This is a genomic window from Pseudoalteromonas sp. XMcav11-Q, from assembly GCF_040104525.1.
Taxonomy (GTDB): domain Bacteria; phylum Pseudomonadota; class Gammaproteobacteria; order Enterobacterales; family Alteromonadaceae; genus Pseudoalteromonas.
On record NZ_JBECOX010000001.1, the window covers coordinates 459,463 to 484,912 of the forward strand.

Annotated in this window: 21 protein-coding genes; 10 read left to right on the forward strand and 11 right to left on the reverse strand. The window is 45.6% G+C overall.

Going from position 1 to position 25,450, the window contains the following annotated elements:
• Positions 1 to 143: 143 nt before the first annotated feature.
• Positions 144 to 3,128, reverse strand: a complete 2,985-nt coding sequence (locus tag ABMY45_RS02220) for a TonB-dependent receptor (RefSeq protein WP_349288336.1) — start codon at positions 3,126 to 3,128, stop codon at positions 144 to 146.
• A 384-nt stretch (positions 3,129 to 3,512) separates the two neighbouring features.
• Between ABMY45_RS02220 and ABMY45_RS02225 the strand changes: the two genes are divergently transcribed.
• Positions 3,513 to 4,259 (forward strand): copper homeostasis protein CutC, encoded by a 747-nt coding sequence (locus tag ABMY45_RS02225; protein WP_349288337.1) that lies wholly within the window; start codon positions 3,513 to 3,515, stop codon positions 4,257 to 4,259.
• A complete protein-coding gene (locus tag ABMY45_RS02230; protein ID WP_211858013.1) occupies positions 4,256 to 5,116 on the forward strand; it encodes a BadF/BadG/BcrA/BcrD ATPase family protein in 861 nt (286 codons plus the stop codon). The genes ABMY45_RS02225 and ABMY45_RS02230 overlap by 4 nt, the downstream gene beginning before the upstream one ends.
• On the opposite strand, the gene ABMY45_RS02235 is transcribed toward ABMY45_RS02230, so the two are convergent.
• Positions 5,096 to 5,830 (reverse strand): AraC family transcriptional regulator, encoded by a 735-nt coding sequence (locus tag ABMY45_RS02235; RefSeq protein ID WP_010606702.1) that lies wholly within the window; start codon positions 5,828 to 5,830, stop codon positions 5,096 to 5,098. The two genes, ABMY45_RS02230 and ABMY45_RS02235, sit on opposite strands and share 21 nt — an antisense overlap.
• Positions 5,831 to 5,993: 163 nt before the next feature.
• Here ABMY45_RS02235 and ABMY45_RS02240 point away from each other — a divergent pair, with 163 nt between their 5' ends.
• The 7 genes from ABMY45_RS02240 (at position 5,994) to ABMY45_RS02270 (ending at position 13,555) form a co-directional block, all read left to right on the forward strand.
• The gene (locus tag ABMY45_RS02240) at positions 5,994 to 7,154 is read left to right on the forward strand and encodes a Gfo/Idh/MocA family oxidoreductase (protein ID WP_349288338.1); all 1,161 of its coding nucleotides are present in this window, start codon (positions 5,994 to 5,996) and stop codon (positions 7,152 to 7,154) included.
• Positions 7,155 to 7,161: 7 nt separating this feature from the next.
• Positions 7,162 to 8,217 (forward strand): sugar phosphate isomerase/epimerase, encoded by a 1,056-nt coding sequence (locus tag ABMY45_RS02245; RefSeq protein WP_095727397.1) that lies wholly within the window; start codon positions 7,162 to 7,164, stop codon positions 8,215 to 8,217.
• Positions 8,218 to 8,231: 14 nt separating this feature from the next.
• Positions 8,232 to 9,449: an MFS transporter gene (locus ABMY45_RS02250; protein ID WP_045964393.1), complete on the forward strand. Its 1,218-nt coding sequence runs from the start codon at positions 8,232 to 8,234 to the stop codon at positions 9,447 to 9,449.
• A gap of 53 nt (positions 9,450 to 9,502) precedes the next feature.
• Positions 9,503 to 10,198 (forward strand): DUF1080 domain-containing protein, encoded by a 696-nt coding sequence (locus ABMY45_RS02255; RefSeq protein WP_349288339.1) that lies wholly within the window; start codon positions 9,503 to 9,505, stop codon positions 10,196 to 10,198.
• A gap of 2 nt (positions 10,199 to 10,200) precedes the next feature.
• Positions 10,201 to 11,880 (forward strand): GMC family oxidoreductase, encoded by a 1,680-nt coding sequence (locus tag ABMY45_RS02260; RefSeq protein WP_017216155.1) that lies wholly within the window; start codon positions 10,201 to 10,203, stop codon positions 11,878 to 11,880.
• The gene (locus tag ABMY45_RS02265) at positions 11,880 to 12,629 is read left to right on the forward strand and encodes a gluconate 2-dehydrogenase subunit 3 family protein (RefSeq protein ID WP_349288340.1); all 750 of its coding nucleotides are present in this window, start codon (positions 11,880 to 11,882) and stop codon (positions 12,627 to 12,629) included. Before ABMY45_RS02260 ends, ABMY45_RS02265 begins: the two co-directional genes overlap by 1 nt.
• Positions 12,630 to 12,697: 68 nt before the next feature.
• The gene (locus ABMY45_RS02270) at positions 12,698 to 13,555 is read left to right on the forward strand and encodes a TIM barrel protein (RefSeq protein ID WP_206471083.1); all 858 of its coding nucleotides are present in this window, start codon (positions 12,698 to 12,700) and stop codon (positions 13,553 to 13,555) included.
• 202 nt (positions 13,556 to 13,757) lie between these two features.
• On the opposite strand, the gene ABMY45_RS02275 is transcribed toward ABMY45_RS02270, so the two are convergent.
• From ABMY45_RS02275 to rpsP, 8 genes are all read right to left on the reverse strand, one after another.
• Complete coding sequence (locus ABMY45_RS02275; RefSeq protein ID WP_349288341.1) at positions 13,758 to 14,426, reverse strand: penicillin-insensitive murein endopeptidase; 669 nt, start codon at positions 14,424 to 14,426, stop codon at positions 13,758 to 13,760.
• A gap of 349 nt (positions 14,427 to 14,775) precedes the next feature.
• A complete protein-coding gene (locus ABMY45_RS02280) occupies positions 14,776 to 15,639 on the reverse strand; it encodes an AraC family transcriptional regulator (RefSeq protein WP_227386985.1) in 864 nt (287 codons plus the stop codon).
• Between the two features lie 220 nt (positions 15,640 to 15,859).
• Positions 15,860 to 18,199, reverse strand: a complete 2,340-nt coding sequence (locus tag ABMY45_RS02285; protein ID WP_349288342.1) for a tetratricopeptide repeat protein — start codon at positions 18,197 to 18,199, stop codon at positions 15,860 to 15,862.
• Between the two features lie 374 nt (positions 18,200 to 18,573).
• Entirely contained in the window at positions 18,574 to 19,722 is a 1,149-nt protein-coding gene (gene tyrA, locus ABMY45_RS02290) for a bifunctional chorismate mutase/prephenate dehydrogenase (protein ID WP_010606690.1), read from the reverse strand.
• 212 nt (positions 19,723 to 19,934) lie between these two features.
• Complete coding sequence (gene rplS, locus ABMY45_RS02295; RefSeq protein WP_017216162.1) at positions 19,935 to 20,294, reverse strand: 50S ribosomal protein L19; 360 nt, start codon at positions 20,292 to 20,294, stop codon at positions 19,935 to 19,937.
• A gap of 33 nt (positions 20,295 to 20,327) precedes the next feature.
• Positions 20,328 to 21,095: a tRNA (guanosine(37)-N1)-methyltransferase TrmD gene (gene trmD, locus ABMY45_RS02300; RefSeq protein ID WP_237115899.1), complete on the reverse strand. Its 768-nt coding sequence runs from the start codon at positions 21,093 to 21,095 to the stop codon at positions 20,328 to 20,330.
• Entirely contained in the window at positions 21,095 to 21,628 is a 534-nt protein-coding gene (gene rimM, locus ABMY45_RS02305; RefSeq protein ID WP_010606688.1) for a ribosome maturation factor RimM, read from the reverse strand. The genes trmD and rimM overlap by 1 nt, the downstream gene beginning before the upstream one ends.
• Positions 21,629 to 21,645: 17 nt before the next feature.
• The gene (rpsP, locus tag ABMY45_RS02310) at positions 21,646 to 21,894 is read right to left on the reverse strand and encodes a 30S ribosomal protein S16 (protein ID WP_010371051.1); all 249 of its coding nucleotides are present in this window, start codon (positions 21,892 to 21,894) and stop codon (positions 21,646 to 21,648) included.
• Positions 21,895 to 22,150: 256 nt separating this feature from the next.
• On the opposite strand from rpsP, the gene ABMY45_RS02315 reads away from it, so the two are divergent.
• Positions 22,151 to 23,809 carry a tannase/feruloyl esterase family alpha/beta hydrolase gene (locus ABMY45_RS02315; RefSeq protein ID WP_349288343.1) on the forward strand — a complete coding sequence of 553 codons (1,659 nt, stop codon included), beginning with the start codon at positions 22,151 to 22,153 and terminating at the stop codon, positions 23,807 to 23,809.
• A gap of 59 nt (positions 23,810 to 23,868) precedes the next feature.
• Here the strand turns inward: ABMY45_RS02315 and ffh are convergent, their stop codons facing one another.
• Complete coding sequence (gene ffh / locus ABMY45_RS02320) at positions 23,869 to 25,248, reverse strand: signal recognition particle protein (protein ID WP_010606686.1); 1,380 nt, start codon at positions 25,246 to 25,248, stop codon at positions 23,869 to 23,871.
• Positions 25,249 to 25,450 lie beyond the last annotated feature (202 nt).

A 25,450-nucleotide genomic window follows, 5' to 3' on the forward strand; every position in this document is an offset into this window, starting at 1 on the left:
TTTATCCCTTCTTACATATCAACCAACTCGTGTGACTAGGTTGATATAAACGCACCACAAGCAGGTGATAAGCCGTGATATTGTTTCTCGTTGTGCTGACACGACTTCACCCTGTTTGCATTACTTTATGGTTATCGCCAAAGTTAAAATCGATAGGTGATCCCGGCATAGTAGCGCTGCCCGGTGTAGCTGCTGCTGCGCAATCTCGCTTTAGAATCTTCACCATAAAAGGTTCTCGGTTCTTCTTTGGTTAGGTTGATCACAGACGCGGTTAGGATCAGGTTTTCCATCAAGTTATAAGAAGCGTTCACATCAACTTGTTGGTATGGTTCCTGATATACAGTGAGTCCGTCGGCAAGCCCCAAAGCGGTTTCTCCTCGGCGGTTATATGATGCTCTGACACTAAAAGTGTCATTCTCGTAATAGGCGGAGAAGTTAAATTGATTATCGGCACTGCCAACAAGCGCAGACTCACCGACCTTTTCACCGTCTACGCTAATGTCTGCCTGATTGGTATCGTTTAGGGTGTAGTTAACGTTGAGACCAAAGCCATTGTCGAATGCATGTTGTGCAAACAGCTCTATTCCCCGAGAGGTTGCGTTTGTACCATTGGCGGTGGTGGTAAACGGCGTGACGGTAATATCACCCGGCGGTACAATTTCAACACCGGTAAAAGGGTTATCAAAGCCCTCAAACGGCCTTACTGAGGTAATAATCAAGGGCACGATAAAGTTATCTACGTCTTTGTTGAATACCGCAATGCCAACCGCAGATCCTTCGCCATAATAATACTCCGCAGATAAATCCATCTGTACCGATTCAAATGGTTTTAGCGCTTTGTTACCACCTGAACCACGCCACCCAGGCTCCACAGGGTTACCTCTAAACTCTAGTCTATCGTCTGCCCATTCTTGAGAGATAAAGGTCAGCTGCTCTGGCGCACCCATGTCGTTGAACGGAGCTCGAGACATCGTTTTGGCGATAGCACCACGTATGACAAGATTGTCGCTGGCATCCCAGACAATATTGAAACTAGGTAAAAATTGTGAGTCGGTTACGGTACGCACGGTGGTGGTTTCAACATCAATGAGACGTTCATCACCTAAAATATCCTCTTCGGTGACATCATCAATGTCATCTAAAAAGTAGTTAATTTTATCCGACGACATAATCTGCGTTTCAGTCTCGACATAGCGTACTCCGATGTTTCCTCTAAAATCTCCAAAAGAAAAATCGGCCTGTAGATAGGCGGCCATGATCTCTTCTTCTATGTCGAACACAAAATCAGGCTCACGGCGCGTGTGCTTAACATATTCACTAGTCACGATTTCGCGGTATCGATCCCAATTGATCGTGGGCATCGCATTCACTTCAAAACCGCCTGGGATATTTTGTTCAGACGTTGCATTCAAAATATCCTCCAGTTTTGGCATACCCCCAATCCACTGATAAGACACTTCATCAATGGCACCTTGACTAAATGGATCTAGCTCGCCACTGGCAATTCTGTCAGCCCCATCTTGAGTAATAAAGAAGGTGTTGTTGGTTTCGCGGTGTAGTGTTGCTTTACGATATTTAGCACCGACGCGCAGCGTATCAACGATGCCGTACCCGACGCGATAATCAAGGTCTAACTGAGCATAGTCCTCTTCTAAGTCACTGACGACAAAGCTTGAGCCTGTCGAACCCGGATCGGGATCGCCGGCAATACCAGCCTGAAGGTTAGACAACAAAGCGGGATCAGCGTACAGCGACACTCTGTCACCTAATCGCCACCCTGCAAATGAAGCGGCGTTTTCAACCTGCCCGGAATCGCTGCGACTCGCAGGTTGGCCGCTTTTATACGCCGCACTCCAAGATTCTGAAGGGCCACCGCTGGCTTCAGTGTGACCAAATTTACCGCGTAAGTCATATAAGTCACCGGCATACTCAAAGGCGAAGTCGTAGGTATCCGAGGTATCTTTTTCTACCGTATAACTACCAATGATCCAAGGAAATTCAAGATTCCCTTCAGTGCCACCTGCGCCACTGGTAAAGTCCATGCCAGTCACAATCGTACCGGTTTCGTCTAGAGTAATACCGGTAAGATAATCTGGGTTGTACTTCCATTCTGGGATCCACATTTGTGACGTGGTGCGATTTTGCCCAAGCTCAAAATGAAAATGATTGAATGTTAAAGATAAATCATCTATTGGACGCCATTGAATGGTGGCTTGTAACCCCTGACGTTCACGTTTTTCTTTGGTTACCCCAATACCTGCAACTTGCGGTGCCCAAACACCATCATAAACGTTACCATATGCATCTTCTAACGCTGCAAATCGACGTGTACTATCGGCAATCACATTGCCCGCCGTGTCCGTTGCTGGCAAGTCTGAACTCGTTGCCCAACGCCAACCGCCACCGCCCGACATATCACCGCCTAAAGAGCGGTTGGTACGGTCTTGTTTGGTATAACCAACTAGCAAGCCAAAGGTTTCTTCTTCGTTCTTCCAAGAATAAACGCCGCTAAAATTAGGCTCGTACTCTTCAGTCACATCAGCGTAGGTATATTCAACATTCAACGCCCCAGAATTTGCCTCCATATCCAGCGGTTTCCGGCTGTGTAGAATAACCGTGCCGCCAACCCCACCTTCATCTAAACGCGCCTCAGAAGACTTAAACACCTCAACCGATTGCACCATGGTAGAAGGCAACAAAGAGTAACTAAAAGAGCGCGACGGCGAGCCCGGAGAAGACGCGATAAAGTTGCCGTTTAACTGCGTAAAAGTAAGATCAGAGGAAAGACCACGAATACTGACGTTTTCCCCTTCCCCGCCACTACGAGAAATCACCACACCGGGTACGCGTTGCAGTGAATCCGCCACATTTTTATCGGGAAACTTGCCAATGTCTTCTGCTGTAATGGCATCCACAATCGCGTTTGATAAACGCTTAATCGCCAAGTTTTCGGCCATAGATGCGCGGATCCCACGCACCTCAATCGTTTCGATTTCCTGCGCTTCCTCTTTTTCGGTTTCTTCAGCCATTGCCCAGTTAGTAGCTGATAACATAGCGAGGACCAGTGCAGACTTGCTAAATTGCCGTGACCTTCCTGTCACATGGCGTCTGTTATTATTATTGGCCATTCCTATCTCCAAGTTTTTTATAATTTGTAAAGCCACGACGTCCCTTGCTGCTCCATGACGCATGACTTTGTGACGACCCTTTTTTGTTTCCCTATAGGGGTTAATGGTTTGTGAAACACTCGTTCAGAATAGGAGCGCTCTACAAAAAGTGATAATAGAATTTCGGTTTGCACTAAGACAAAATCGGCGTTTAGGTCAAAAAAAGATCCAATTTCAATTTCCTTGGTTTATAGTCTGATTAACATAAAAACTCATTATTAGTTTCTATATTAGGCAATTTAAAAACGTTCCAAACACGTGTAACTAAATGTTTTTATTGAACTAATTAAATATTCAAAACCAAGCATTTTAAACTTTAAAATTATTCAACTTCAAGAGTGAAATATGAATTCGGCAAACTATTCAGGTAAAAACTTGGAAATATGCCTCAGCAGCGATAATCCTCATTTGTTGCAGCGAAATGCACAAATTGCTTTTGCATCAGGTGCAACAAGGATAGAGCTCTGTGGTGTTCTGAGTTGCGGTGGCTTGACCCCAAACCCGACGGCGATAGCGGCAGTTGCCCAGTATTTACCAAGCTTTGGCGAATGTATTGTGATGTTACGCCAAGCACCGCATTTTTTTATTGATGACACCATGCTCTATCAGTTACAAAAAGAGATAGATGGCATTGCTTGCGCGGGTGCAACCGGTATTGCGCTTGGTTTTATCGACGACAATCAGGAGATAGCGGCTGACCACTGTAGCGCACTCATTGCCACGGCAAAATCCTTAGGCCTTTCTGTCACCTTTCATCGCGCCTTTGATGCCGCTGCAAACTGGCAGCAGGCAGCCGAGACGCTGCTAGAGTTAGGCGTTGAGCGGGTCTTAAGCGCCGGCAATACATGGCAAAGTGGTAAAGGCGCAGCGTTTGGTACCAGTCAGCTCATTGTCTTACTGAAAAAACTCAATGCTGAAATCGAAGTGGTGATCGGTGGAGGGGTCAACACGAAAAACGCCGCGGATCTTTGGCTTTTAAGTGAATTTGGTCCACTCTCTCTACATACTCACTCTGGCGTGCATCATGGCGATGAAGTTTGCCCAAGGCTAGTTAATGCAATACTCACCGGATCAGAAAAGGCAATACAATGACAGCATCGAAGCTATTTTTAGGGATTGATGGTGGCGGTACGAAATGTAAAGTCCGCCTCGAGGATCAACATGGACAGCTCCTTGCCGAGGCCACCAGCGGCCCTGCAAACATAGCAACATCAATACATCAGGCCCAAGAGTCAATGTTGAGCGCAACAATGACAGCGCTGACAAACGCAAAAATCCCCCACCACGATATTGCCAACATCAGTGCTTTTGCAGGACTTGCCGGCGCGAATGTCACGACGGCTTGTGAGGCGATGCAGCAATGGCGTTCCCCTTTTGCACGTTTTCAATTTTCAACCGATGCACACATAGCTTGCCTTGGTGCGCATCAACACGAAGATGGCGGTGTAATCATTCTTGGCACCGGATTTTGCGCGGGTCTGGTGACGCATGGACAATTTAGGGAGTTCGGTGGCCACGGATTATTACTCAGTGATGGTGCAAGTGGCAGTTGGATCGGTTTGAGTTTAGTGAAGCATGCCATCGAGGTGCTTGATACACTATCCCCTAGCAGTCTGATGATTGAGTCGTTTTTGGCTGCCATGAATTGCCACAGTACCGAACAGCTAGTCAAACTCACGCTAAACGCCACTCCCCAGTATTTTGCCCAGTTTGCTCAACATGTTTTTGCTACGCCAAACGATCCCTATGCTGAGCAAATCTTAAGTAGCGCGGCACGGTTTATTGAGCGTTATGTCCGTCATTTGCAGAGCTTAGGGGCACAGAAAGTCGCGCTAGTTGGGGGCATTGCTATGCCTATACGCCCATGGTTAGCTGCCGAGTACGCAAATGCGCTGGTGACACCAGCATTACCACCAGAAGTCGCAGCGTTAACGCTCGCTCGACGTTAATTCCTTACGTAATTGCGACGGGATTTCACCAAATAAACGACGAAACTGCTTGCTAAAATAACTTGGCTCTGAAAAGCCACACTGATAAGCGACTTGTGATACTGGTAAACGTGTTTCGACCAATAATTTACGGGCATTTTCCAATCTCACTTCGTTGATAAATTGATTGGGAGTTTTGGCTAAATGCTTTTTAAATCTACGCTCCAGTGCGCTTACCGACAGGTGAGCAAGTTCCGCCAATTCTTCGATACAAATATGACGATGGTAATGTGCCCGAATAAATTCAACGGGCGCTTCAATGGCTCTTACGTGAGACAACGCCTTTGACGTTTTCGCTAGATGTCGTGTAACACCATAAGTGCCCATAATCGCATTTTCGCCATCAAGTAACACTTTTTTTGACGTGGAAAACCATGCCAATTCCCCATTTGCGGTTTGATTGAGTTCTAATCTATCCGTCACGATAAAGCCTTCCATCACTCGTTTATCATCGTTAACGTATTGGAATGCCAAGTGTTGCGGTGAAAAGTCAAAATCGGTTTTCAGTAAGATTTGATCTAGGGTTTTATAGCCCTGATGTTCAACAAAGTGTTGGTTCGCATGCACTATTCTACTTTTTGTGTCTTTGACCCAAAAGAGGATGTCTGGGATCAGATCAAATGCTGCAATCAATTGATTTACGCCAGCTTTATTCAATATTGTTTGCTCTTCCATTGCCCTACTTACCGCCTTTTTATAATTATAATAATTTATTTTAAACGCCGATTTTGTTGCATTGTCAACCGAATTTTTATTATCACTTTGGCGCCTCTGTTACCTATTATCAATAACATCAGATTAACTTACCTCGATAACTCGACGGAGACGGAGCTAAACGATGGATAATAACAAAATCCGCATGGCCATGATCGGTGGTGGAGAAGGCGCTTTCATAGGTGCTGTGCACCGCATAGCCGCGCGTTTAGATGGTCAAATTGAACTTGTTGCAGGCGCATTTAGCGCCGATCCAAACAAAAGCCTAGCAATGGGCCAGCAACTCGGGCTTAACCCAGCACGTTGCTATACCAGCTACCAAGCACTCTTACAACAAGAGGCGGAACTACCAGAGTCGGAGCGCATCCACTTTGTTGCCATCGTGACCCCAAACCATTTGCATTTTCCGATTGCCACAGCCGCTATCGAACACGGCTTTCACGTCTTGAGTGATAAACCTGCAACGCTCAATTTATCTGAGGCTCTGCGTCTACAAACACAGCTTCAGAAGAGCAATTGCTTGTACGGATTAACACACACCTATACCGGCTACCCAATGGTGAAAGAAGCACGCCACCGCATCGCAAATGGCGAACTTGGCAAAATACGCAAAGTCGTCGTTGAATATAGTCAAGGATGGCTTGCAAGTGCTGATGACGAAAACAGCAAGCAAGCCAGCTGGCGACTAGATGCAAGTAAGTCTGGCGTGAGTTGTTGTATGGGCGATATCGGTGTGCACGCAGCGAACCTCGCCGAATATGTGAGTGGCTTGGAGATAGAGGCGCTTTGTGCGGATTTAAACACGGTTGTGTCCGGCCGACAGCTCGACGATGACGGCACCGTGTTACTGCGCTTTGGCAACGGTGCAAAGGGCGTGTTGATGGCAAGCCAAATAGCCCTTGGCGAAGAAAATAATCTCACCTTAAAAATCTATGGTGACAAAGCCAGTATCGAATGGTCGCAAATGGAGCCTAATAGTTTGTGGTTACGTGCGGCAAATGCTCCAGCTCAGTTGATCCGCACAGGAGTGGGTTCACTTAGCCAAGCAGCCATTAGCGCAACTCGTGTGCCAGCCGGTCACCCTGAGGGATATCTGGAAGCATTTGCAAATATCTACCTTAACTTCGCCAGCCTTATTCGTGCACACCAACAGCAACTCAATGTGCAGCACGAAGAATTTGACGTGCCAAGTATTAACGCTGCAGTCCGTGGCATGGCATTTATTGAAAACGCGGTCGCTGCTAGTGCAAAAGACACTAAGTGGCACCCCTTTACCATTGGATAAAATAAGAATGAAGCAAATTAAAGGACCCGCTATTTTTCTCGCGCAGTTTGTCTCGGACGAGGTGCCATTTAACAATTTTAATAGTATTTGCCAGTGGGCAAGTAGCCTAGGTTATAAAGGTATTCAGCTACCAAGTTGGGAACAACGACTGTTTGATCTGCAAAAAGCCGCTGAAAGCCAAGATTATTGCGACGAGATCACTGGTATTGCTGCAGAGCATGGCCTTACTATTTCAGAGCTATCAACCCATTTGCAGGGTCAACTAGTGGCGGTGCACCCAGCTTATGACCAAATGTTTGACGGCTTTGCACCAGCAAAAGTGCATGGCTCGCCTCAGGCTCGTATGGAGTGGGCAACCGAGCAGCTAATGCTAGCGGCCAGTGCCAGTGCTAAGCTTGGGCTAACCAGTCACGCAAGCTTTTCTGGCGCCTTGCTCTGGCATACCTTTTACCCATGGCCACAACGTCCAAATGGCTTGGTAGAACAAGGGTTTGAGGAGCTCGCAAAACGCTGGTTGCCTATTTTAAACCGCTTTGACGAGGTTGGAGTCGATGTGTGCTATGAGCTTCATCCAGGTGAAGATCTACACGATGGCGTGACTTTTGAACGCTTTTTAGCGGCGACGAATAATCACCCGCGAGCCAATATTCTTTACGATCCAAGTCACTTTGTCTTACAGCAATTGGACTACTTAGCGTTTATCGACATCTACCATGAACGTATCAAAGCGTTCCATGTAAAAGATGCCGAATTTATCCCCAATGGCCGCTGCGGTGTTTACGGCGGATACCAAGGATGGCAACAACGGCCAGGACGGTTCCGTTCATTAGGTGACGGACAGGTCGACTTTAAGAAAATATTTAGTAAGTTAACACAGTACGGTTTTGATGGTTGGGCTGTATTGGAATGGGAGTGCTGTATTAAGCACCCTGAAGATGGGGCCAAAGAAGGTGCCGAATTTATCAAACAGCACTTGATAAGACCAACCGAAAAAGCCTTCGATGATTTTGCAGGAAGTAGCACCGATACCGAACGCAATAATCAAATCCTCGGCATAAAATAAACAGGACTACGACCATGAATAATAATAATCATAATCGGACCGTGTTTCAGCTCTGTTGCCTAGCACTGGTCGTCACATCAATGACGTTCGCTATTCGCGCAGGCATTTTGGGGCAATTAGGTGAGCAGTTTGGACTCTCAGATACAGAACTTGGTTGGGTTAACGCCATGGCATTTCTGGGCTTTCCCGTTGCAACCATGTTAGGTGGCGCAATCTACAACGCCATTGGCGCCAAAAAGTTAGTTGCCCTCGCCTTTATTTGCCACTTTGCAGGGTTGGTTTTAACCATTACCGCTGATGGTTTTTGGTTACTGCTGATCTCGACGTTTTTAATCGGTTTTGCGAATGGTTCAGTGGAAGCTGGCTGTAATCCACTGATTGCCGAAATGTATCCGAAAAACACCACGACCATGCTCAACCGATTTCATGTCTGGTTTCCAGGCGGCATTGTGATTGGTGCACTGGCATCGAATGCCATGACTGCATCGGGCTTTAATTGGCAATGGCAAGTTGCTTTAATATTAATTCCAACGCTGATTTACGGAGCGATGATGGTCAAGTCACAGTTTCCTGAATTTGACCGCACAGATCATTCCACCACCAGCAATCTCAAGCACCTGTTTTCTCCGCTCTACCTATTTTTAATTTGCTGTATGACCTTAACAGCAACAACCGAACTTGGTACACAACAGTGGATTGAACGCATACTGGGAGCGTCAGGCGCCTCTCCTATGATGATCCTCGCACTGATCACAGGCTTGATGGCTTTAGGTCGCTTCTTTGCCGGCCCAATAGTCCACCGCTTTAATCCAACAGGCGTGTTACTCGGCTCTGCGGTATTGGCAACCGCGGGGATTTTCATGATGAGCCAAGCACAAGGGTCAGCAATCTACTTGGCCGCAATATTATTTGCCTTGGGTGTCACTTATTTTTGGCCAACCATGCTGGGCTGTGTTGCAGAATATACCCCAAAAACAGGCGCACTTGGTATGTCTTTAATGGGCGGTGCGGGGATGTTCGCTGTCAGCATGTGGAATCCAGTAATTGGTAGTTGGATTGATTCGGCGCGACTCGAAGCCCAAGCAGCAAACTTAACCGCGCAGCAATCAGAACTAGTTGCAGGTCAAGCGGTGCTTGAAAATATCCTGTTATTCCCAGCTATTCTCATAGCCGCTTTTATCGGCCTTTACCTTTATATCAATAAAAATAAACGCGTTGAGAAATACGCGTAATACCCTTTGTATTAAGTAGCAACAAGTAAAAAGTGAACAGACGAGGTTCCAATATGCTCAACTCTATAAAAATACTAACGCTGGCATTGGCTGTTAGTTGTGCGGCTTGCGCTAGTACAACTGACAACCAATTGAGCCCGCAAGAACAACAAGCCGGATGGCAACTGCTTTTCGATGGCAAAGATATGTCGCAATGGCGCAACTTTAAAAGTGACGGCCTAAGTAGCCAGTGGCAAGTTAAGGACGGCGCGATGACACTTACCCAAGGTGGTGGCGGCGATATTCTGACCAAAAAACAGTATCAGAATTTTGAGCTCCAGCTCGATTGGAAGATTTCTAAAAAAGGCAACAGTGGGATCTTTGTATTGGCGGATGAAAAAGGTGGAGCTATATACTCCCACGCCCCAGAAATCCAGATTCTAGATAACAAAGAACACCCAGACAATAAAATAGACTCTCACCTTGCAGGTTCTATTTATGACCTGTTCGCCGCACCAAGTACGGCACATAAAGCTGCCGAAGCTTGGAACCAAGTTCGTATTAAGCTACAAGATAGTCACCTACAAGTTTGGCAAAATGGTGTAAGCACGACGAGTATCGTGATTGGCAGCACCACTTGGAATGCTTTGGTTAAGAACAGTAAATTTGCGACATGGCAAGGGTTTGCTGAAGGTAAAAAAGGCCACATCGGCCTGCAAGATCACGGCGACAAAGTCTGGTTCAAAAACATTAAGATCAAGGAGCTGTAACTATGGCAACATTTGATCATAAAGTATTGGTCGTTGGCTCAGGTGCCGGTGGCGCAATGGCCGCTTATACACTCACTAAGCTAGGCCACAAAGTTTTATTGCTAGAAGCTGGCAGAAATTACGACCCAAAAACAGAAAGCCCGATGTTCCGCCGCAATAGCGAAGCCCCACTCATGGGCGCTGGTAATAAGGATAAGAACTTTGGTTTTTACGACGCGACGATTGATGGCGGTTGGCAGGTGCCAGATGAACCATACACGCGCGCTGAAAACACCGATTTTTATTGGTGGCGTGCACGTATGCTCGGTGGCCGAACCAATCACTGGGGTCGCTACTCGCTGCGTTTTAGTGAGCACGACTTTAAGGGCAAAAGCCGCGATGGACATGGCGCTGATTGGCCGTTTGAATATCAGGACATTGCACCTTGGTATGATAAAACAGAAGAAATAGTCGGGATCTGTGGTACTAATACCGGCTTGGATGACATGCCCCCTTCTGCGCCTGGCGTGTTACAGCCACCACCAACACCAAGAGTACCCGAATTATTGGTTGCAGCTGCCGCGAAAAAAATGGGGATCCCAGCGGTTCCTATGCACAGAGCTGTGCTGACTCGTAATAAAGACGACCGCTTAGCATGTTTTTACGCCACACCTTGTGGCCACGGTTGCTCAATTGGTGCAGCATTCCAAACTACAACCTCGCTTATTCCGATGGCCAAAGCGACAGGAAACCTTGAAGTGATCACCGATGCCATGGTGAAGTCGGTGGCGGTGAATGAAGATGGCAAAGTAACTGGTGTGACTTATGTCGATAAAAAGTCTGCACAAGAACATGCAGTCAATGCAGATGTGGTGATTTTGGCGGCCAGCGCTTGTGAATCTGCCCGTATTTTGCTTAATTCTAAACATGCAAAACATCCCAAGGGACTTGCAAACTCAAGTGGTCAGGTAGGTCGCAATCTAATGGACTCTACAGGTGCTTGGCTTGGTGCGCAAATCCCTGCGTTAAAAGGTCGCCCGCGTTATAACGAAGACGGCCATACCGGGAACCACCTTTTTATTCCTTGGTGGGGACACAAAGCCCATGAGAAAGGTGAGCTTAATTTCCCGCGCGGCTATCACTTTGAAATTAGCAGCGGCTTTAATCAACCGGGCTCTGGCGTATCTGGCAATAAACAAGGTTATGGCCCCAAGTTAAAGCAACAAGTGCGTGACGCTTATGGCTCCTATGTTGGATTTGCACTGCGTGGAGAAATGCTACCGAACAAAGATTCTTACATGGAAATTGACGAAAACGTCAAAGATAAATGGGGGATCCCGGTTGCTAAGTTCCATTTCAAATGGTCTGACAGAGAGCTCAAGCAAATCGAGCATGGTCTCAAAACCGCGAAACAGATCCTTGAGAACATGGGTGCCAAAGTGGGCGAGCTGCCGCCTGCAGAAAAAGCCATTTCAAAAGGCGGTGAGATCATTCATGAAGTCGGCACGACGAGAATGGGCAGCTCAGCAAAAGAATCGGTAACGAATCAGTGGGGCCAAACATGGGACTGTAACAATCTATTTGTGATGGATGCCGGTGTCTTTGCGTCTAACCCCCATAAAAATTGTACCTTAACCATAATGACCTTAGCGATGCGAAACTCAACTTGGTTGGCAGCACAAATTGATAAAGGAGCACTGTGATGAATACACCTGATCGCGTTGATTCTTATAAATATATTTCAGGCATGACACGTCGCGAGTCATTAAAGTGGTTAGGCTTGCTTGCTGCTGGATCTGCGGTGACACTCACCGCTGGTTGCAGTAAGGCCATTGAAGGTGAAACGGCTGCAGCTGGGCACTGGCCAGATATTGAAATAAAGCCAGTTAGCGCTCAAGGGTATGGCACCGATCCAAACATGATCATGCCGCCAGAATCACCTTGGCCGCTCACCCTCACCGAAGCGCAGCTCACGTTAGTTGCAGTACTAGCTGATTTTATTGTGCCAAAGGAAGGAAATCATCCATCGGCTTCTGAAGTACAAGTACCGAGTGTGATCGATGAATGGGTAAGCGCACCGTATCACGGACAACAAAAAGACAGAGTGACAATACTCCATGCGCTTGCTTGGATTGACGATGAGTCGACTTTGCGCTTTAAAAAGCCATTTATACAACTTAGCGCAACGCAGCAAAGTAAGATTATGGATGATATTGCTTATTTTAATGCACAAACACCAGAGCAATTTCAGCGTATAGGTAAAGCATTCTTGCGCTTTAAAGATCTCGTTCTCGGCGCTTACTTCTGCACACCTGAGGGCTGTCAAGACATAGGTTATCTGGGCAATATGCCAATTGCAGGTGATTATCCAGGGCCTACTGCCGAAGCCAAGGCGCATCTAGATGGCGTACTCGCAGAGCTTGGGCTAAGCCAGTATGCGTACCGCGACTAACCCTTGAGTCATTTTGTTATGACTAACCGAAGCAGAGTCTAGCTCTGCTTTTTCTTTAGGAGTAGATCATGTTTGTTGAAAACACCAACCGATTAAAGCAAGTAATGCTGTTCATTGCTTTAATTTTTATCTCGCCACTGTATGCACAGCCTTCCCTTCAACCTTTGCCCGTTAGCGTTCAACTGTGGTCGGTAAAAGATGAATTGGCAAGAGACTTCGACGGCACCTTGCAAGCACTCGCTAGTATGGGATTTGATGGCGTTGAGTTTGCGGGAAACTTTGGCAGCTATGCCAATAACCCAAGTAAATTAAAACAAAGGTTAGCCGAACTCGGCCTAGTTGCGAGCAGCGCCCACATCGGCTTTGACGCATTAGCTGAAGAAAAACGAGCAAGCACCCTACTCTTTTACAAAACCTTAGGCGTATCCACGCTCTTTATTCCTTGGGATGAAAGAGCATGGGATAAAAACCAAGTGCAAGCATTTGTAAAACAGCTTAACCAAGTGCACCAAATTGCCAAACGTTATGATATGAGGATCGGATTTCATAATCATGAGAAGGAATTTAACCCATACGCTAATAGCACGTTTTGGGATTATATCGCCACCAATACCCCTAGCGATTTCCCACTGCAGCTCGATGTCGGCTGGGTGATTTACGCAGGTAAATCACCCAGCGATTATGTTAAGCGATATGCAGGAAGAACCGTATCGACACATATTAAAATACGTACTCATCAAGGAGATGACAAAAGCCCAATCATTGGCGAAAACCACTACCCCTGGAAAGCGCTCATCCAAACCATGCAGCAACACGGCGGTACACAGTGGCTGGTAATCGAACAAGAAGAATACCCAAGCGGCCTAACGCCCCTAGAAAGCGTCGCCCGCTCAAAAGCGAATTTAGATAAGATACTGAGTGAGTAACAAGCGGGAATATGTTTATCTGAAATAGCTAATAGTCACTGTCAGGTTTGAGCTTTAGGGTTAATCAAACCTGACTGCTGTAATGGTGCGAGAGTGGAAAATGGTAACGGCGACCACAGCGGCTGGCAAAGCTGACGGTTTTTGTGCAGCGAAGCGCACAAAAAGTGACTGGTTTTATAGTACGTTACTGACCCTAGCACTGTTATTTACACGGTATAGCAAAGTCAACATGGTAGTGTTCATCATGCCTGACCCAAGACCGTTTTTTGGAAAATTGGATATTATCCTTCAAATACTGCGCATACTTAGTTTTGTATAAATTTGGCTGTAATTTCGGGTCAAAAATCACTCGCCATAAATCATGCCCATGCGCCTTGGCTTGTTTGTGCAAAGCTACAACATGAGCTGCAATCGCTTCGTAATCTATGTACATACCATCATAATGGTCGTTAACATCAAACTCGATGTTGTAACCCAACTTATTTAAGGCATTTGTGGGCAAATGAATAGATTTCCCATTCTTGTCCTTTACAGGTGTCATAAAATCAACCGAAAGTCCATTTCTATGAGTTTTATGAGGTTTGAATTGCCCTCCATCCTTAAATCCTGTTTCTGCGTATTTGTAGACTTTCGTTGGCTGTTCATTCTCCAAGTCTTTATATGCAGATACTATGATATTTCTTACTTCTGAATGAACGTAGGTACGACCAACCAATCTTGCCATTATGCTGTAGCTTACATAGTTTTTTCCTTCGGATGGAAGTTTCACTCCATTAGTAAGGCTGCCATTGGAAGTAGTCCCAAAGCATGTACTGCTTTGTGCCAAAGCCATCAGCGGAAATAAAAATGTAATTATTAGAAGATACTTCATGTTCATGTTCATGTGGTGCTAACAGCCTATTAGCGTAATTTCTTGAATATCTCACTTATTCACAAGTAAAAAACAATTATCAAGCTAACTTTATTTAGTAATTTTAGTAACTTATCAGTCAAAGGTTATCATTTCAACACGCAAATCACCGGCTACACGCAAGGAGTGACCTATCCGGGTCTTCTGCTAGCTCGCTAGGCACAAATTGCACTTAGCTAACGCATTAAAAATGCTCAACTTTAAATGTTGCAAGTGATATACCCGCGACTTTTTTACTTGTCGTTATTTTAATAGTACCAACGCCCAAAGGTTATTTGTCGCCATAAATGCAAACCAAGTAACGTTATCATCAATTTTGCAATGGCAGGTAAATATCGGTGATCAAGTCGCACTCATCCACTTGATGCACAAAATTATGATATTCAAAAAAGCAGCAATGCGCATCTGGCAATTCGCCACTGTCTGCTAGCCAGTTTTGATACAACCAGCGTATAGTTTGCTCCATATTGTCGTGACTCCCTAAATGCCTTACCTTGGCGCAACGCATTTGTGGAATAACACCATTTTCGACGCCAAACGCGTTATCTGGTACTTCAGTGTTTACTGAGCCACACAATTTAAAACGAAATGCGTCTTCAGCCATGGCTTCAGGGTCGCCATTTGGCATGCCAAATGTTCGACTCGTATTAATTGGTGAAAGCCCGCTATTTTGTCGCCAAGCGATAAACTTGCCGGCACTTTCAAATATCTGTTTTGCTGACCCTTTGTGCTCTAAAAAAGCAATTTGAGTCTGTTCAAAGTTAATAATATCGACCTGCATTGTCTGCACTCCTAAATTTTGCGGTGAAAAATTAAAAATGTCATACCAACTAGGCCAATTTGCAGCTTTTCTAAACTGTGAAGGACTTTGTTCAAAAGTACGTTTAAAAGCTCGAGAGAAGGCCTCAGCACTATCAAACTTTGCTTCAAGTGCAATATCAATAATTCTAATATCGCGCTCAAATGCTAGGCGAAAAGACGCCCGCTTTAATCGCGCCAGCAAAATATACTTACCCACATTCACGCCCATAAAAGCCACAAATACGCGATGAAAATGAAATTTAGATAAAGCAGCAACATCACTAAGCAAACTCACCGTTAATTCATCATCTAAATGTTGATTGATGTAATCGCAAACGAGCGAAATACGCTGCTGTAAAAGATTGCTTTGCATAAAGCGCCTATGTGTTAGTAGAACTGCAGACAAGCTTAATCATATCAAAAGCAAGATACTTGATTGAAATTGCTCGATGTAAGAGAGAATGAGGAAATATCCATCCACAAAGATGGAAATAGCGAGGGGTGTCACTATTTTACCATTTAATCGCGCTATCGGGCCAGCTCGTGGTCGAACGCGCTAAACGCCCGACTACAAGCCCAGGGGATCCCTCGCACTACTTATAAGCGCAGCGCGAGGGGTTAATATTCAGAGGGTTACCCTTGCGTCTTTCCAGCTGCGATTCAAACTTGCTGGCCAACTGGTGTCGCCAGTACGGTGCCATCATCTCTTTGTTCGGCGCTTTGGGGCCAAGCGTAACGTACTCAATCGGAGTCAGATGATCGTCTCTGTGCAGCTCCAGATATAAGCGCGGTGCTTTGCCATTTGCAAAGTCGGGATCTTCACTCTTTATTTCTTTTGCGCCATAGTCCAGATGCGTGACTATCACCCTGTGTTCCTGCTCATCCTTATAGTTGGCATCTTTTAGGAGATAAGGCAGCGGGCCGAGTAGCCAAGCAAGTGTTTGTAATTTTTCAGGCGTAGGTTTCTTGCCAACAAATTTATCAACTTCTTTTTTGAGGTTTTTAAAGTCATCTTGCAGCTTTTTGGCACCCTGGCCCAGTATCTTAAAATTACCCTTTAGATAAACAACCCGGTAAAAAGCAGCACTTTCCTGAGGAGATTGTCCGGTATTGGCAAATGAGGGCACTCGCAGCTCTTGCTCAGTGTGGTTGCTCTGATCTTTCATTAAACGATAGTCAAAAAAGCGCCCGGTATTAAAGGTAATGGCGCAGCCGCAGGCATCGTCATTTAAGTGGTTTTTACTGTAAAAGCGCCACATATTTAGGCTGTCGCTGTCTGGTAAAAAACAACCAATAAACACGGGGTTACCCTCTTCCGGCTCGTAACCTAATTCCTGCCAGAGTAATTTTCCCTCATTAGGATCATTTACTGCGTTAATGTGCCCCAGCCTAAAAGGGCTTTTTTCCAACAAAATTGCGTGGCCAACGTCGAAAGCGGTATAGTGGGTCATCGTACGATTTTTACTGACTGTCAAATGAGAGAGTATCTCCTCTCTTAAAGCGCTAATTGACTTTGATTGTTCAAAACGCTCAGCTCGATCGTGAAGCTCATAGGCTTCAAAGCTGAGTAGAGGATCTTTGAACACTTGTTCACACAGAGCTTTGGTCTCTGTAAAGCTTTGAGTGACCCCTTTTCCCCGAAAGTAGCAATAGGCCAGAATAAATATAGCCCGAGCGTTTTCTTGCTCCGCAGCCAACTGAAAATACTCAACCGCTTTCTCATCACTTTGCGCTACGCCTTTTCCTTGCCTATACATATTGCCCAAGTTGCACTGAGCGAGCGCATTTCCCTGCTCTGCGGCCAACTGGTAATACTTAACCGCTTCCTTATCACTTTGCACTACGCCTTGACCATATTCATACGTAACACCCAAGTTGCACTGAGCGCGCGCATTCCCCTGATCCGCGGCCAACCGGTAATACTCAACCGCTTTCTCATCACTTTGCGCTACGCATTGACCATATTCATACATAACACCCAGATTGCACTGAGCATCTGCATCTCCCTGCTCTGCGGCCAACTGATAATACTCAACTGCTTTCTCATCACTTTGCGCGACGCCTTTTCCTTGTCTATACATAACACCCAGATTGCACTGAGCATCTGCATCTCCCTGCTCTGCGGCCAACCGGTAATACTCAAACGCTTTCTCATCACTTTGCGCGACGCCTTGACCATATTCATACATAACACCCAGATTGCACTGAGCATCTGCATCTCCCTGCTCTGCGGCCAACTGGAAATATTCAACCGCTTTCTCATCACTTTGCGCGACGCCTTTTCCTTGTTTATACATAACACCCACGCAGAACTGACCGCGCGCATTTCCCTGCTCTGCGGCCAACCGGTAATACTCAACTGCTTTCTCATCGCTTTGCGCTACACCTTGACCAAATTCATACATAATACCCAAAGAGCACTGAGCATTTGCATCTCCCTGCTCTGCGGCTAACCGGTAATACTCAACCGCTTTCTCATCACTTTGCGCGACGCCTTTTCCTTGACTATACATAACACCCAAGTAGCACTGACCGCGCGCATTTCCCTGCTCTGCAGCCAACCGGTAATACTCAACTGCTTTCTCATCGCTTTGCGCTACGCCTTTTCCTTTCTCATACATAACACCCAGATTGCACTGAGCATCTGCATCTCCCTGCTCTGCGGCCAACTGGAAATATTCAACCGCTTTCTCATCGCTTTGCGCGACGCCTTTTCCTTGTCTATACATAACACCCAAGTTACGCTGACCACGCGCATTTCCCTGCTCTGCGGCCAACCGATAATACTCAACCGCTTTCTCATCGCTTTGCGCGACGCCTTGACCATATTCATACATAACACCCAGATTGCACTGAGCATCTGCATCTCCACTTTGAGCTTTTTCAATCAGAACTTGAGTCTCTGGGGTTAATTCGGGGTTCTGTTCTACCATCAATATTCCTTTTAAACTGCTTAACCCCGTAAACATCATGATTGGGGCTGAATGCCCTTATTAAACGATATTTTGTGATGACTGACAATGGGATAGATTTTAATCAGTAAGTGTAGGTTGTCTGTACTAAGAGGGAATGCTTTCACGTAGTTTGGGCACAAGCGTGAAAATCGAAGAAGTCTCTGACCCCCACCTCAAATTTGGAAATCTTGTTATTTGATACTTCGCTTCGTTAGGCTAGGGCTAAGAACAAATTTCTTTTGTATCAGCATCGAAGTTATTAGTCGCCATAAATGGCGACCTACACAAAATCGTGGCGTAAAGCCACTCCCGTAACACTATTTGCACTGTGATGTAGGAGACATACCTTGACGCTAAATACTTTCCTCATAATCCAACACTTTCGCGTCATTGGCTTTGTTAAGCAGGCCTCGGCTTTGTGATAGAAAGTGTTTTGCGCTTTCTGAGAAATAATGTTTGGCTTGTGAGAAAGATTGCATTAGGCCTTCTTTATCGCCTTGTTGTAGCTTGGTCAATGTCTGCTCAAAGGTATCTTGATAGCTTGCCAATAACCCTTCTACATCATTAAATTGCGCGAGCATAATATCTGAATAAAGTTCAGGGGATTGCGCAAACAGCCGTCCCACCATCATCAGCTCTAATTGGTAGATAGGCGATGAGCAGCTTCTTAGCTCTTTTAATGAATGGCACTGCTTAGATAAAAACTGCCCATACACAAACGTGGTTAAGTGGCGCATCACTTGGATGATCTGCATGGATTGGTCGTGTTTTTTAGCGTCCATGGGTACCAACTGGCTGCCCCAGATCTTTAGTTGCTTGATTAATCCTTCACATTGCTTTGGCATACGCCCTTCGCACACCACGACAGTTTGCTTAACCCAATGAGATATATCTGGACCAAACATAGGGTGTAGACCGACCACAGGGCCGTTGTGCTTATTCATTAGTACTTTGAGCGGGGCTTGCTTTACAGAGGTAATATCAGCAAGAATACAATCATCAGGTAGCGCTGGTAACTCGTTAACGACTTGCTCTAGCGCGTTAATTGGTACGCTCACCAGCACCAATTTTGCATCACTCAGTAGCTCAGTAGCCTGTGATTGATTGTCTTTGTCTAAAATGCGTACTTCGTAGCCTGAGCGTCTAAACTGTTTCGCAAACAATTTACCCATGGCACCTTGGCCGCCGACAATAACGACCGGCGACATTTTTGGTGCAGCACAGGCGAGTTCACTTTGCTGGTTTTCGTAGGCTTCTCGCATCATACGACGCAGAATATCTTCGACTAAATCAGGGTTTACCCCTTTGGCATCAGCTTCTGCGCGCCGGGCTTTGATCAGCTCAGCTTCGCGCTTCGGCACATGTAGCGGTGCGCCCTTTTGCTGTTTTATTTTTCCAACCTGTTCGGTCAATGCTTTGCGCTTTGCAAGTAGCGCGACAAGCTCGCTATCGCAATCATCTATTGCAACGCGTATTGCTTCTAAATCGTTAGCCCCATTCATGATGTAAACTTATATATACAGTAGTAAATTAAATAATACACCGAGTCTAACAAGAAGTACGCCGCTTTAAAAGTAAGCAACCATGAAAATATCGTGACAAGACGCCTGATATGTCAGTGAGTATTCACAGAATGGAAATAATGAGAGGAAATAAAACCAAAACAGGCCGCATAAAGCGGCCTGTTTTATCTGCATTTGATAAATGCGACGTATTAGTTAAGTTTTTCTTTAATACGTGCAGATTTACCAGAACGCTCACGTAGGTAGTAAAGCTTAGCGCGACGAACCGCACCACGACGCTTAACTGCTACGCTGCTGATAAGAGGGCTGTGCGTTTGGAATACACGCTCAACACCTTCACCGCTTGAAATCTTACGAACAGTGAAAGATGAGTGTAGACCACGGTTACGCTTAGCGATTACAACACCTTCAAAGGCCTGTAGACGCTCTTTGTTACCTTCTTTTACGCGTACCTGTACAACTACTGTATCACCAGCGCCGAACGCAGGTACGTCTTGCTTAAGCTGTTCAGCTTCAAGCTCTTTAATAATATTTTGGTTTACTTTTGCCATTTTATTTCTCACATTCCTAGGTGTAACTGTCTTCTAGCCACAAGCTTGGCCATTCTCTTGCTGAAATTCAGCAAGTAATGCCGCCTGCTCCTCAGTCAGAGCTAGGTTACGCAACAAGTCAGGACGACGTTGCCAAGTTCTACCCAAAGACTGCTTTAAGCGCCATTTGGCTATTTCTTGGTGGTTTCCGCTGAGTAATACAGCAGGCACCTGTTTATCATCCAATGTTTCCGGCCGAGTATAATGAGGACAATCCAACAAGCCATCCGAAAATGAATCTTGTTCTGCTGATTGGTTATGACCTAACACACCTGGCACTAATCGCGCGACTGCATCGATTAATGTCATGGCTGGTAACTCACCACCACTCAGTATAAAATCGCCGATGGACCACTCTTCGTCTATATAAGACTCGATGATCCGCTCATCAATACCTTCATAACGACCCGCTACTAAAATCAACTTTTCAGATTGCGCCAATTCAGTCGCACCTTGTTGATCTAGCTTTCGCCCTTGAGGGGACATATAAATTACTTTAGCGCCTTCTCCTGCTGCCGCTTTGGCATCAAGAATAGCTTTTTTCAGAGGCTCAACCATCATCAACATTCCCGGGCCACCACCATAAGGGCGGTCATCCACGGTTCTATGTTTATCAGTGGCGTAGTCTCTCGGATTCCAACAATTAAACTCAATCAAGCCGTTTTTCACAGCTCGACCCGTTACGCCTTGCTGAGTTATCGCATTAAACATGTCAGGAAAAAGTGAAACCACTCCAACCCATAGCTTTTGCTGATCGCTCATTAAAACGCTGGATCCCAATCTACCGTAATTTTTCTCTCGTCATGATTAATATCCAAAATAACAGAGTCTGTTAAGAATGGAATTAATCTTTCCGATTGGCCAAATGCATCTTTTTTGTTTGCTTTCACAACCAAAACGTCGTTTGAACCAGTCTCCATCAAGTCATCAACTATGCCTAAGTCGTAGCCTTTATCGGTTACTACTGACATGCCGATGAGATCTCGCCAATAAAACTCCCCTTCAGGTAATTCAGGAAGCTGCTCAGCATAAACAGCGATTTCAGCATTGGTATAAGCCACTGCTTCGTCTCTGTCGTTTACCTGTGCAAATTTAGCGATATATCCCTTGTTGTGACGACGCCAGTCGCTCACTTCAAGGTTTTGCCATTTACCTTGTTGCCCTATCAACCATGGGCTGAAATCGAAGATCCCTTGGGGATCGTCAGTAAATGAATGCACCTTAAGCCAACCCTTGATGCCATAAGGAGCACCAAGCTTACCAACAACGATTGTCGAGGTTTTACTTTGACTCATGGTTACACTTACGCCTATTAAGCCGCTTTACGAGCGTCTTTAACCAGCTTCGCAACACGATCTGAAAGAGCTGCACCTTGACCTACCCAGTGATCAACACGAGATAAATCTAAACGTACTTTTTCTTCCTGACCTGCAGCGATAGGGTTAAAGAAACCTACCTTCTCGATGAAACGACCGTCACGCGAGAAACGGCTATCCGCAACCACGATTTGATAGAATGGACGCTTTTTAGCGCCGCCACGTTGCAAACGAATAGTTACCATACCGTCCTCTACATAGATTGACTGTTTTCATTAATAAGTTTGTACTTCCCATTACGGGAAGCTCGGGCATTTTACGCATTTTCACGCGCAATGCAAGTTAATTCCAAAGTTGATGCTTTATTAGACCCTGCTACAAAGTTACCGCTGAAGTTTCGCACGGCACATTCGTCCCAATAGTGGTACAAAAAATTGGCTTTTTCAGCACTGCTGGAAAGTCGAAAATCCCTGTTGTTTCATTTATAAGGAAAGCACACATATGAACCAAATGCGCAAAGCAAAACGTTCAATTAAACATCTACTTCTAGGTATACCACTCTTTTCTTTTGCGCTCATTGCTACTTCAACACTTGCAGCAAACAATGAAGAAATAACGGCTTGTAAACTGTTACGTTTTGGTGACTTCTCGCAGCTAGAGCAAGGTAATGCTGCAATGAGTATCACCAACGCAGAATATGTACCAAGCCAAACCCTAGATGCCGGCACCGAACTCTGGACATATAAGTATAGTCGCCTATTGGGTGCACCTATACCAAAAGGAATAAACTCTTTACCTGAGCACTGTTTGGTTGAAGGCTATGCGGCACCGACGATACGTTTTCAGCTTAGGTTGCCAATGAATCAAGTTTGGAACCAACGTTTCTTGCTCAATGCCTGTATGGGCTTTTGTGGCGAAGTATCCAACTACCCAACGATGGCTGGCGTTATGCGTAATTACGCGACCATGTCTCATGATGGCGGCCATACTGCTGCCGGATTCGATGGTTTGTGGGCTAAAAACAATGTGCCATTAAGGGAGGACTTTGCCTACCGAGCGAATCATGTGGTTGCTGTTGCAGCAAAGGCGGTTATTGAGCGCTTTTATAGTAAACAACTTACGTACTCATTTATATCGGGTTGTTCGAAGGGAGGTCATGCAGGGATAATGGCCGCAAAGCGTTACCCAAATGATTTTGATGGCGTGATTGCCAGAGGACCGACGATTAATTACACCAAAGTCAACCTAATTAACTGCATGGATAACGCAAAAGCTATTTTGGATGAAAACGATAACGCACTGCTCGATGCAAGCTACACTGACTTTATTTCACAGGCCGTCATGCAAGCATGTGACCATAAAGATGGCTTAGTTGATGGATTAATAAGCGACCCAAGACGCTGCGATTTTGACCCGCAAACGCTCCTGTGCAGCAACAACACCACGGGTAAATGCCTGACACCTCGCCAAGTTAACGCAATTAAGGACATATATGCACCATCCTACGACCAACAAGGTAACGTTATTTATGGCGGCCTACCCTATGGCTCTGAACCTGAATGGACAGGTTGGTTGTTTCCTGAAGCACCGTTTATCAAGCCTTATCACTATTATGCTGCAACCGAGTACTTAAAGTACTTGGCTTTTCCTCGAGAAAGATACAATCAAGGCAACTGGAGAGACTTTTCTTATAACAATGAGGTTGGCGAGCTTTCACCTATCTCAAGCTTTATGGACGCCGATCACCCTGATCTCACTGGATTTAAAAATAGCGGTGGCAAAATGATTGTATTACATGGATGGTCAGACGCTGCAATACCCGCATATGCAACTATTGATTGGTATAAGTCAGTTATCAACTATATGGGTAAAGACAACACCTACGACTTTGCTCGGCTATTCTTGCCACCAGGATTGGTGCATTGTGGTATCGAGGGACCTGGCGCTGAAACCTTTGATGCTATCACAGCGTTAGTGCATTGGCTTGATACAGGCATAGCACCGGATGCGCTTATGACGCAAAAAGAAGATCCGCAGGGTAATATTCTTTTCACTCGCCCTGTTTACCCCTATCCACAAGAAGCCCAGTACATTGGTACAGGCGACCCTAAAAAAGCAGAAAACTTTAGGCCAATAGTGCCCAATTTTAAGAGTAACTAAGTAAACAAAAAGGCAAGCCCCATGGCTTGCCTTCACATTATACAGACTATAAAACGGTGTTAGAACTTAGGCCCACCGCCACCGAACATGCCCGGCGGCATCATGCCTTTCATGTTCTTCATCATTTTCATCATGCCGCCTTTGCCTTTCATCTTCTTCATCATCTTCTGCATTTGGGTAAATTGCTTCAGCAACTTATTAATGTCTTGTACTTGCGTACCAGAACCCGCAGCGATACGCTTTTTACGCGAGCCTTTGATGATTTCAGGACGTGCACGCTCTTTTGGCGTCATTGAGCTTATGATGGCTTCCATTTGGTTAAAGGTCTTATCATTTACTTGACCTTTTACTGCATCTGGCAAGTTCGACATACCAGGCAGCTTTTCCATCATCGACATCATACCGCCCATGTTTTTCATCTGGCGCAGCTGCTCAGCAAAATCTTCCAGTGTAAAACCGTCGCCTTTAAAGACTTTCTCAGCCACTTTTTGGGCTTTGTCTTTATCGACTTTCATTTCGACTTCTTCAATAAGCGACAGTACATCGCCCATACCTAGAATTCGAGATGCAACACGGTCAGGGTGGAATGGCTCTAGAGCATCAGTTCTTTCACCCACACCGATAAACTTAATGGGTTTACCGGTAATATGACGAATAGACAGAGCCGCACCGCCGCGCGCATCACCATCCGTCTTAGTTAAGATAACACCGCTAAGTGGCAGCGCTTCATCAAACGCCTTTGCTGTATTTGCAGCATCCTGACCTGTCATTGAGTCAACGACAAATAAGGTTTCAATCGGATCAATCGCCGCGTGTAAATCTTTGATTTCGTCCATCATGTCTGCATCTACGTGCAAACGACCTGCGGTATCCACAAGTACCACATCAATGAACTTTTTCTTCGCGTGAGAAATAGCACCCGTTGCGATATCTACCGGCTTTTGTGAAATATCACTGGGGAAGAACTCGACGTCAACTTCTGCTGCTAACGTTTCAAGCTGTTTGATAGCCGCTGGACGATAAACGTCAGCACTCACCACCAACACAGATTTCTTTTTGCGCTCTTTAAGGAATTTAGCCAGCTTACCAACACTGGTGGTTTTACCCGCACCTTGAAGACCTGCCATCATGACGACAGCTGGCGGCTGCGCGTTTAGGTTCAGCTCCTCGTTGGCCTCACCCATCGACTTTTCAAGTTCTTCGCGAACAATCTTGATGAAAACCTGGCCTGGGCTCAGACTCTTTGTGACTTCTACACCAACCGCGCGTTCTTTTACTTGTTTTACAAAGTCGCGCACAACCGGCAAGGCAACGTCAGCCTCAAGCAATGCCATGCGTACTTCACGGAGTGTTTCTTTAATATTGTCTTCAGTTAGTCGGCCACGGCCACTGATGTTTTTAAGCGTTTTTCCTAAACGCTCTTGGAGGTTTTCAAACATGTATCGGTTCCAAAATCTCGAAATTGTCGGGCATTATACTGATATGCGAGCCACTAATACAGTATTCAAGCCGATTGTTCTGCTTTTTACGCTTTCGTTGAACGAAAATAAGAATAAGTTAACGGATTGAAATAAAACCCTATGCAAGCGCAGAGGCTTTAAATACAATAGCTAAAAAAGGAAAGCAAAAATTAGGCACTTA

Coding starts and splice junctions, on each gene's coding strand:
- rimM (WP_010606688.1), bottom strand. CDS start 21,628: ATGAGTCAAAGTAAAACCTCGACAATCGTTGTTGGTAAGCTTGGTGCT.
- ABMY45_RS02285 (WP_349288342.1), bottom strand. CDS start 18,199: ATGGTAGAACAGAACCCCGAATTAACCCCAGAGACTCAAGTTCTGATT.
- tyrA (WP_010606690.1), bottom strand. CDS start 19,722: ATGAATGGGGCTAACGATTTAGAAGCAATACGCGTTGCAATAGATGAT.
- trmD (WP_237115899.1), bottom strand. CDS start 21,095: ATGAGCGATCAGCAAAAGCTATGGGTTGGAGTGGTTTCACTTTTTCCT.
- ABMY45_RS02220 (WP_349288336.1), bottom strand. CDS start 3,128: ATGGCCAATAATAATAACAGACGCCATGTGACAGGAAGGTCACGGCAA.
- ABMY45_RS02280 (WP_227386985.1), bottom strand. CDS start 15,639: ATGCAAAGCAATCTTTTACAGCAGCGTATTTCGCTCGTTTGCGATTAC.
- ABMY45_RS02225 (WP_349288337.1), top strand. CDS start 3,513: ATGAATTCGGCAAACTATTCAGGTAAAAACTTGGAAATATGCCTCAGC.
- ABMY45_RS02265 (WP_349288340.1), top strand. CDS start 11,880: ATGAATACACCTGATCGCGTTGATTCTTATAAATATATTTCAGGCATG.
- ABMY45_RS02245 (WP_095727397.1), top strand. CDS start 7,162: ATGAAGCAAATTAAAGGACCCGCTATTTTTCTCGCGCAGTTTGTCTCG.
- ABMY45_RS02235 (WP_010606702.1), bottom strand. CDS start 5,830: ATGGAAGAGCAAACAATATTGAATAAAGCTGGCGTAAATCAATTGATT.
- ffh (WP_010606686.1), bottom strand. CDS start 25,248: ATGTTTGAAAACCTCCAAGAGCGTTTAGGAAAAACGCTTAAAAACATC.
- ABMY45_RS02275 (WP_349288341.1), bottom strand. CDS start 14,426: ATGAAGTATCTTCTAATAATTACATTTTTATTTCCGCTGATGGCTTTG.
- ABMY45_RS02315 (WP_349288343.1), top strand. CDS start 22,151: ATGAACCAAATGCGCAAAGCAAAACGTTCAATTAAACATCTACTTCTA.
- ABMY45_RS02250 (WP_045964393.1), top strand. CDS start 8,232: ATGAATAATAATAATCATAATCGGACCGTGTTTCAGCTCTGTTGCCTA.
- ABMY45_RS02270 (WP_206471083.1), top strand. CDS start 12,698: ATGTTTGTTGAAAACACCAACCGATTAAAGCAAGTAATGCTGTTCATT.
- rplS (WP_017216162.1), bottom strand. CDS start 20,294: ATGGCAAAAGTAAACCAAAATATTATTAAAGAGCTTGAAGCTGAACAG.
- ABMY45_RS02240 (WP_349288338.1), top strand. CDS start 5,994: ATGGATAATAACAAAATCCGCATGGCCATGATCGGTGGTGGAGAAGGC.
- rpsP (WP_010371051.1), bottom strand. CDS start 21,894: ATGGTAACTATTCGTTTGCAACGTGGCGGCGCTAAAAAGCGTCCATTC.
- ABMY45_RS02260 (WP_017216155.1), top strand. CDS start 10,201: ATGGCAACATTTGATCATAAAGTATTGGTCGTTGGCTCAGGTGCCGGT.
- ABMY45_RS02230 (WP_211858013.1), top strand. CDS start 4,256: ATGACAGCATCGAAGCTATTTTTAGGGATTGATGGTGGCGGTACGAAA.
- ABMY45_RS02255 (WP_349288339.1), top strand. CDS start 9,503: ATGCTCAACTCTATAAAAATACTAACGCTGGCATTGGCTGTTAGTTGT.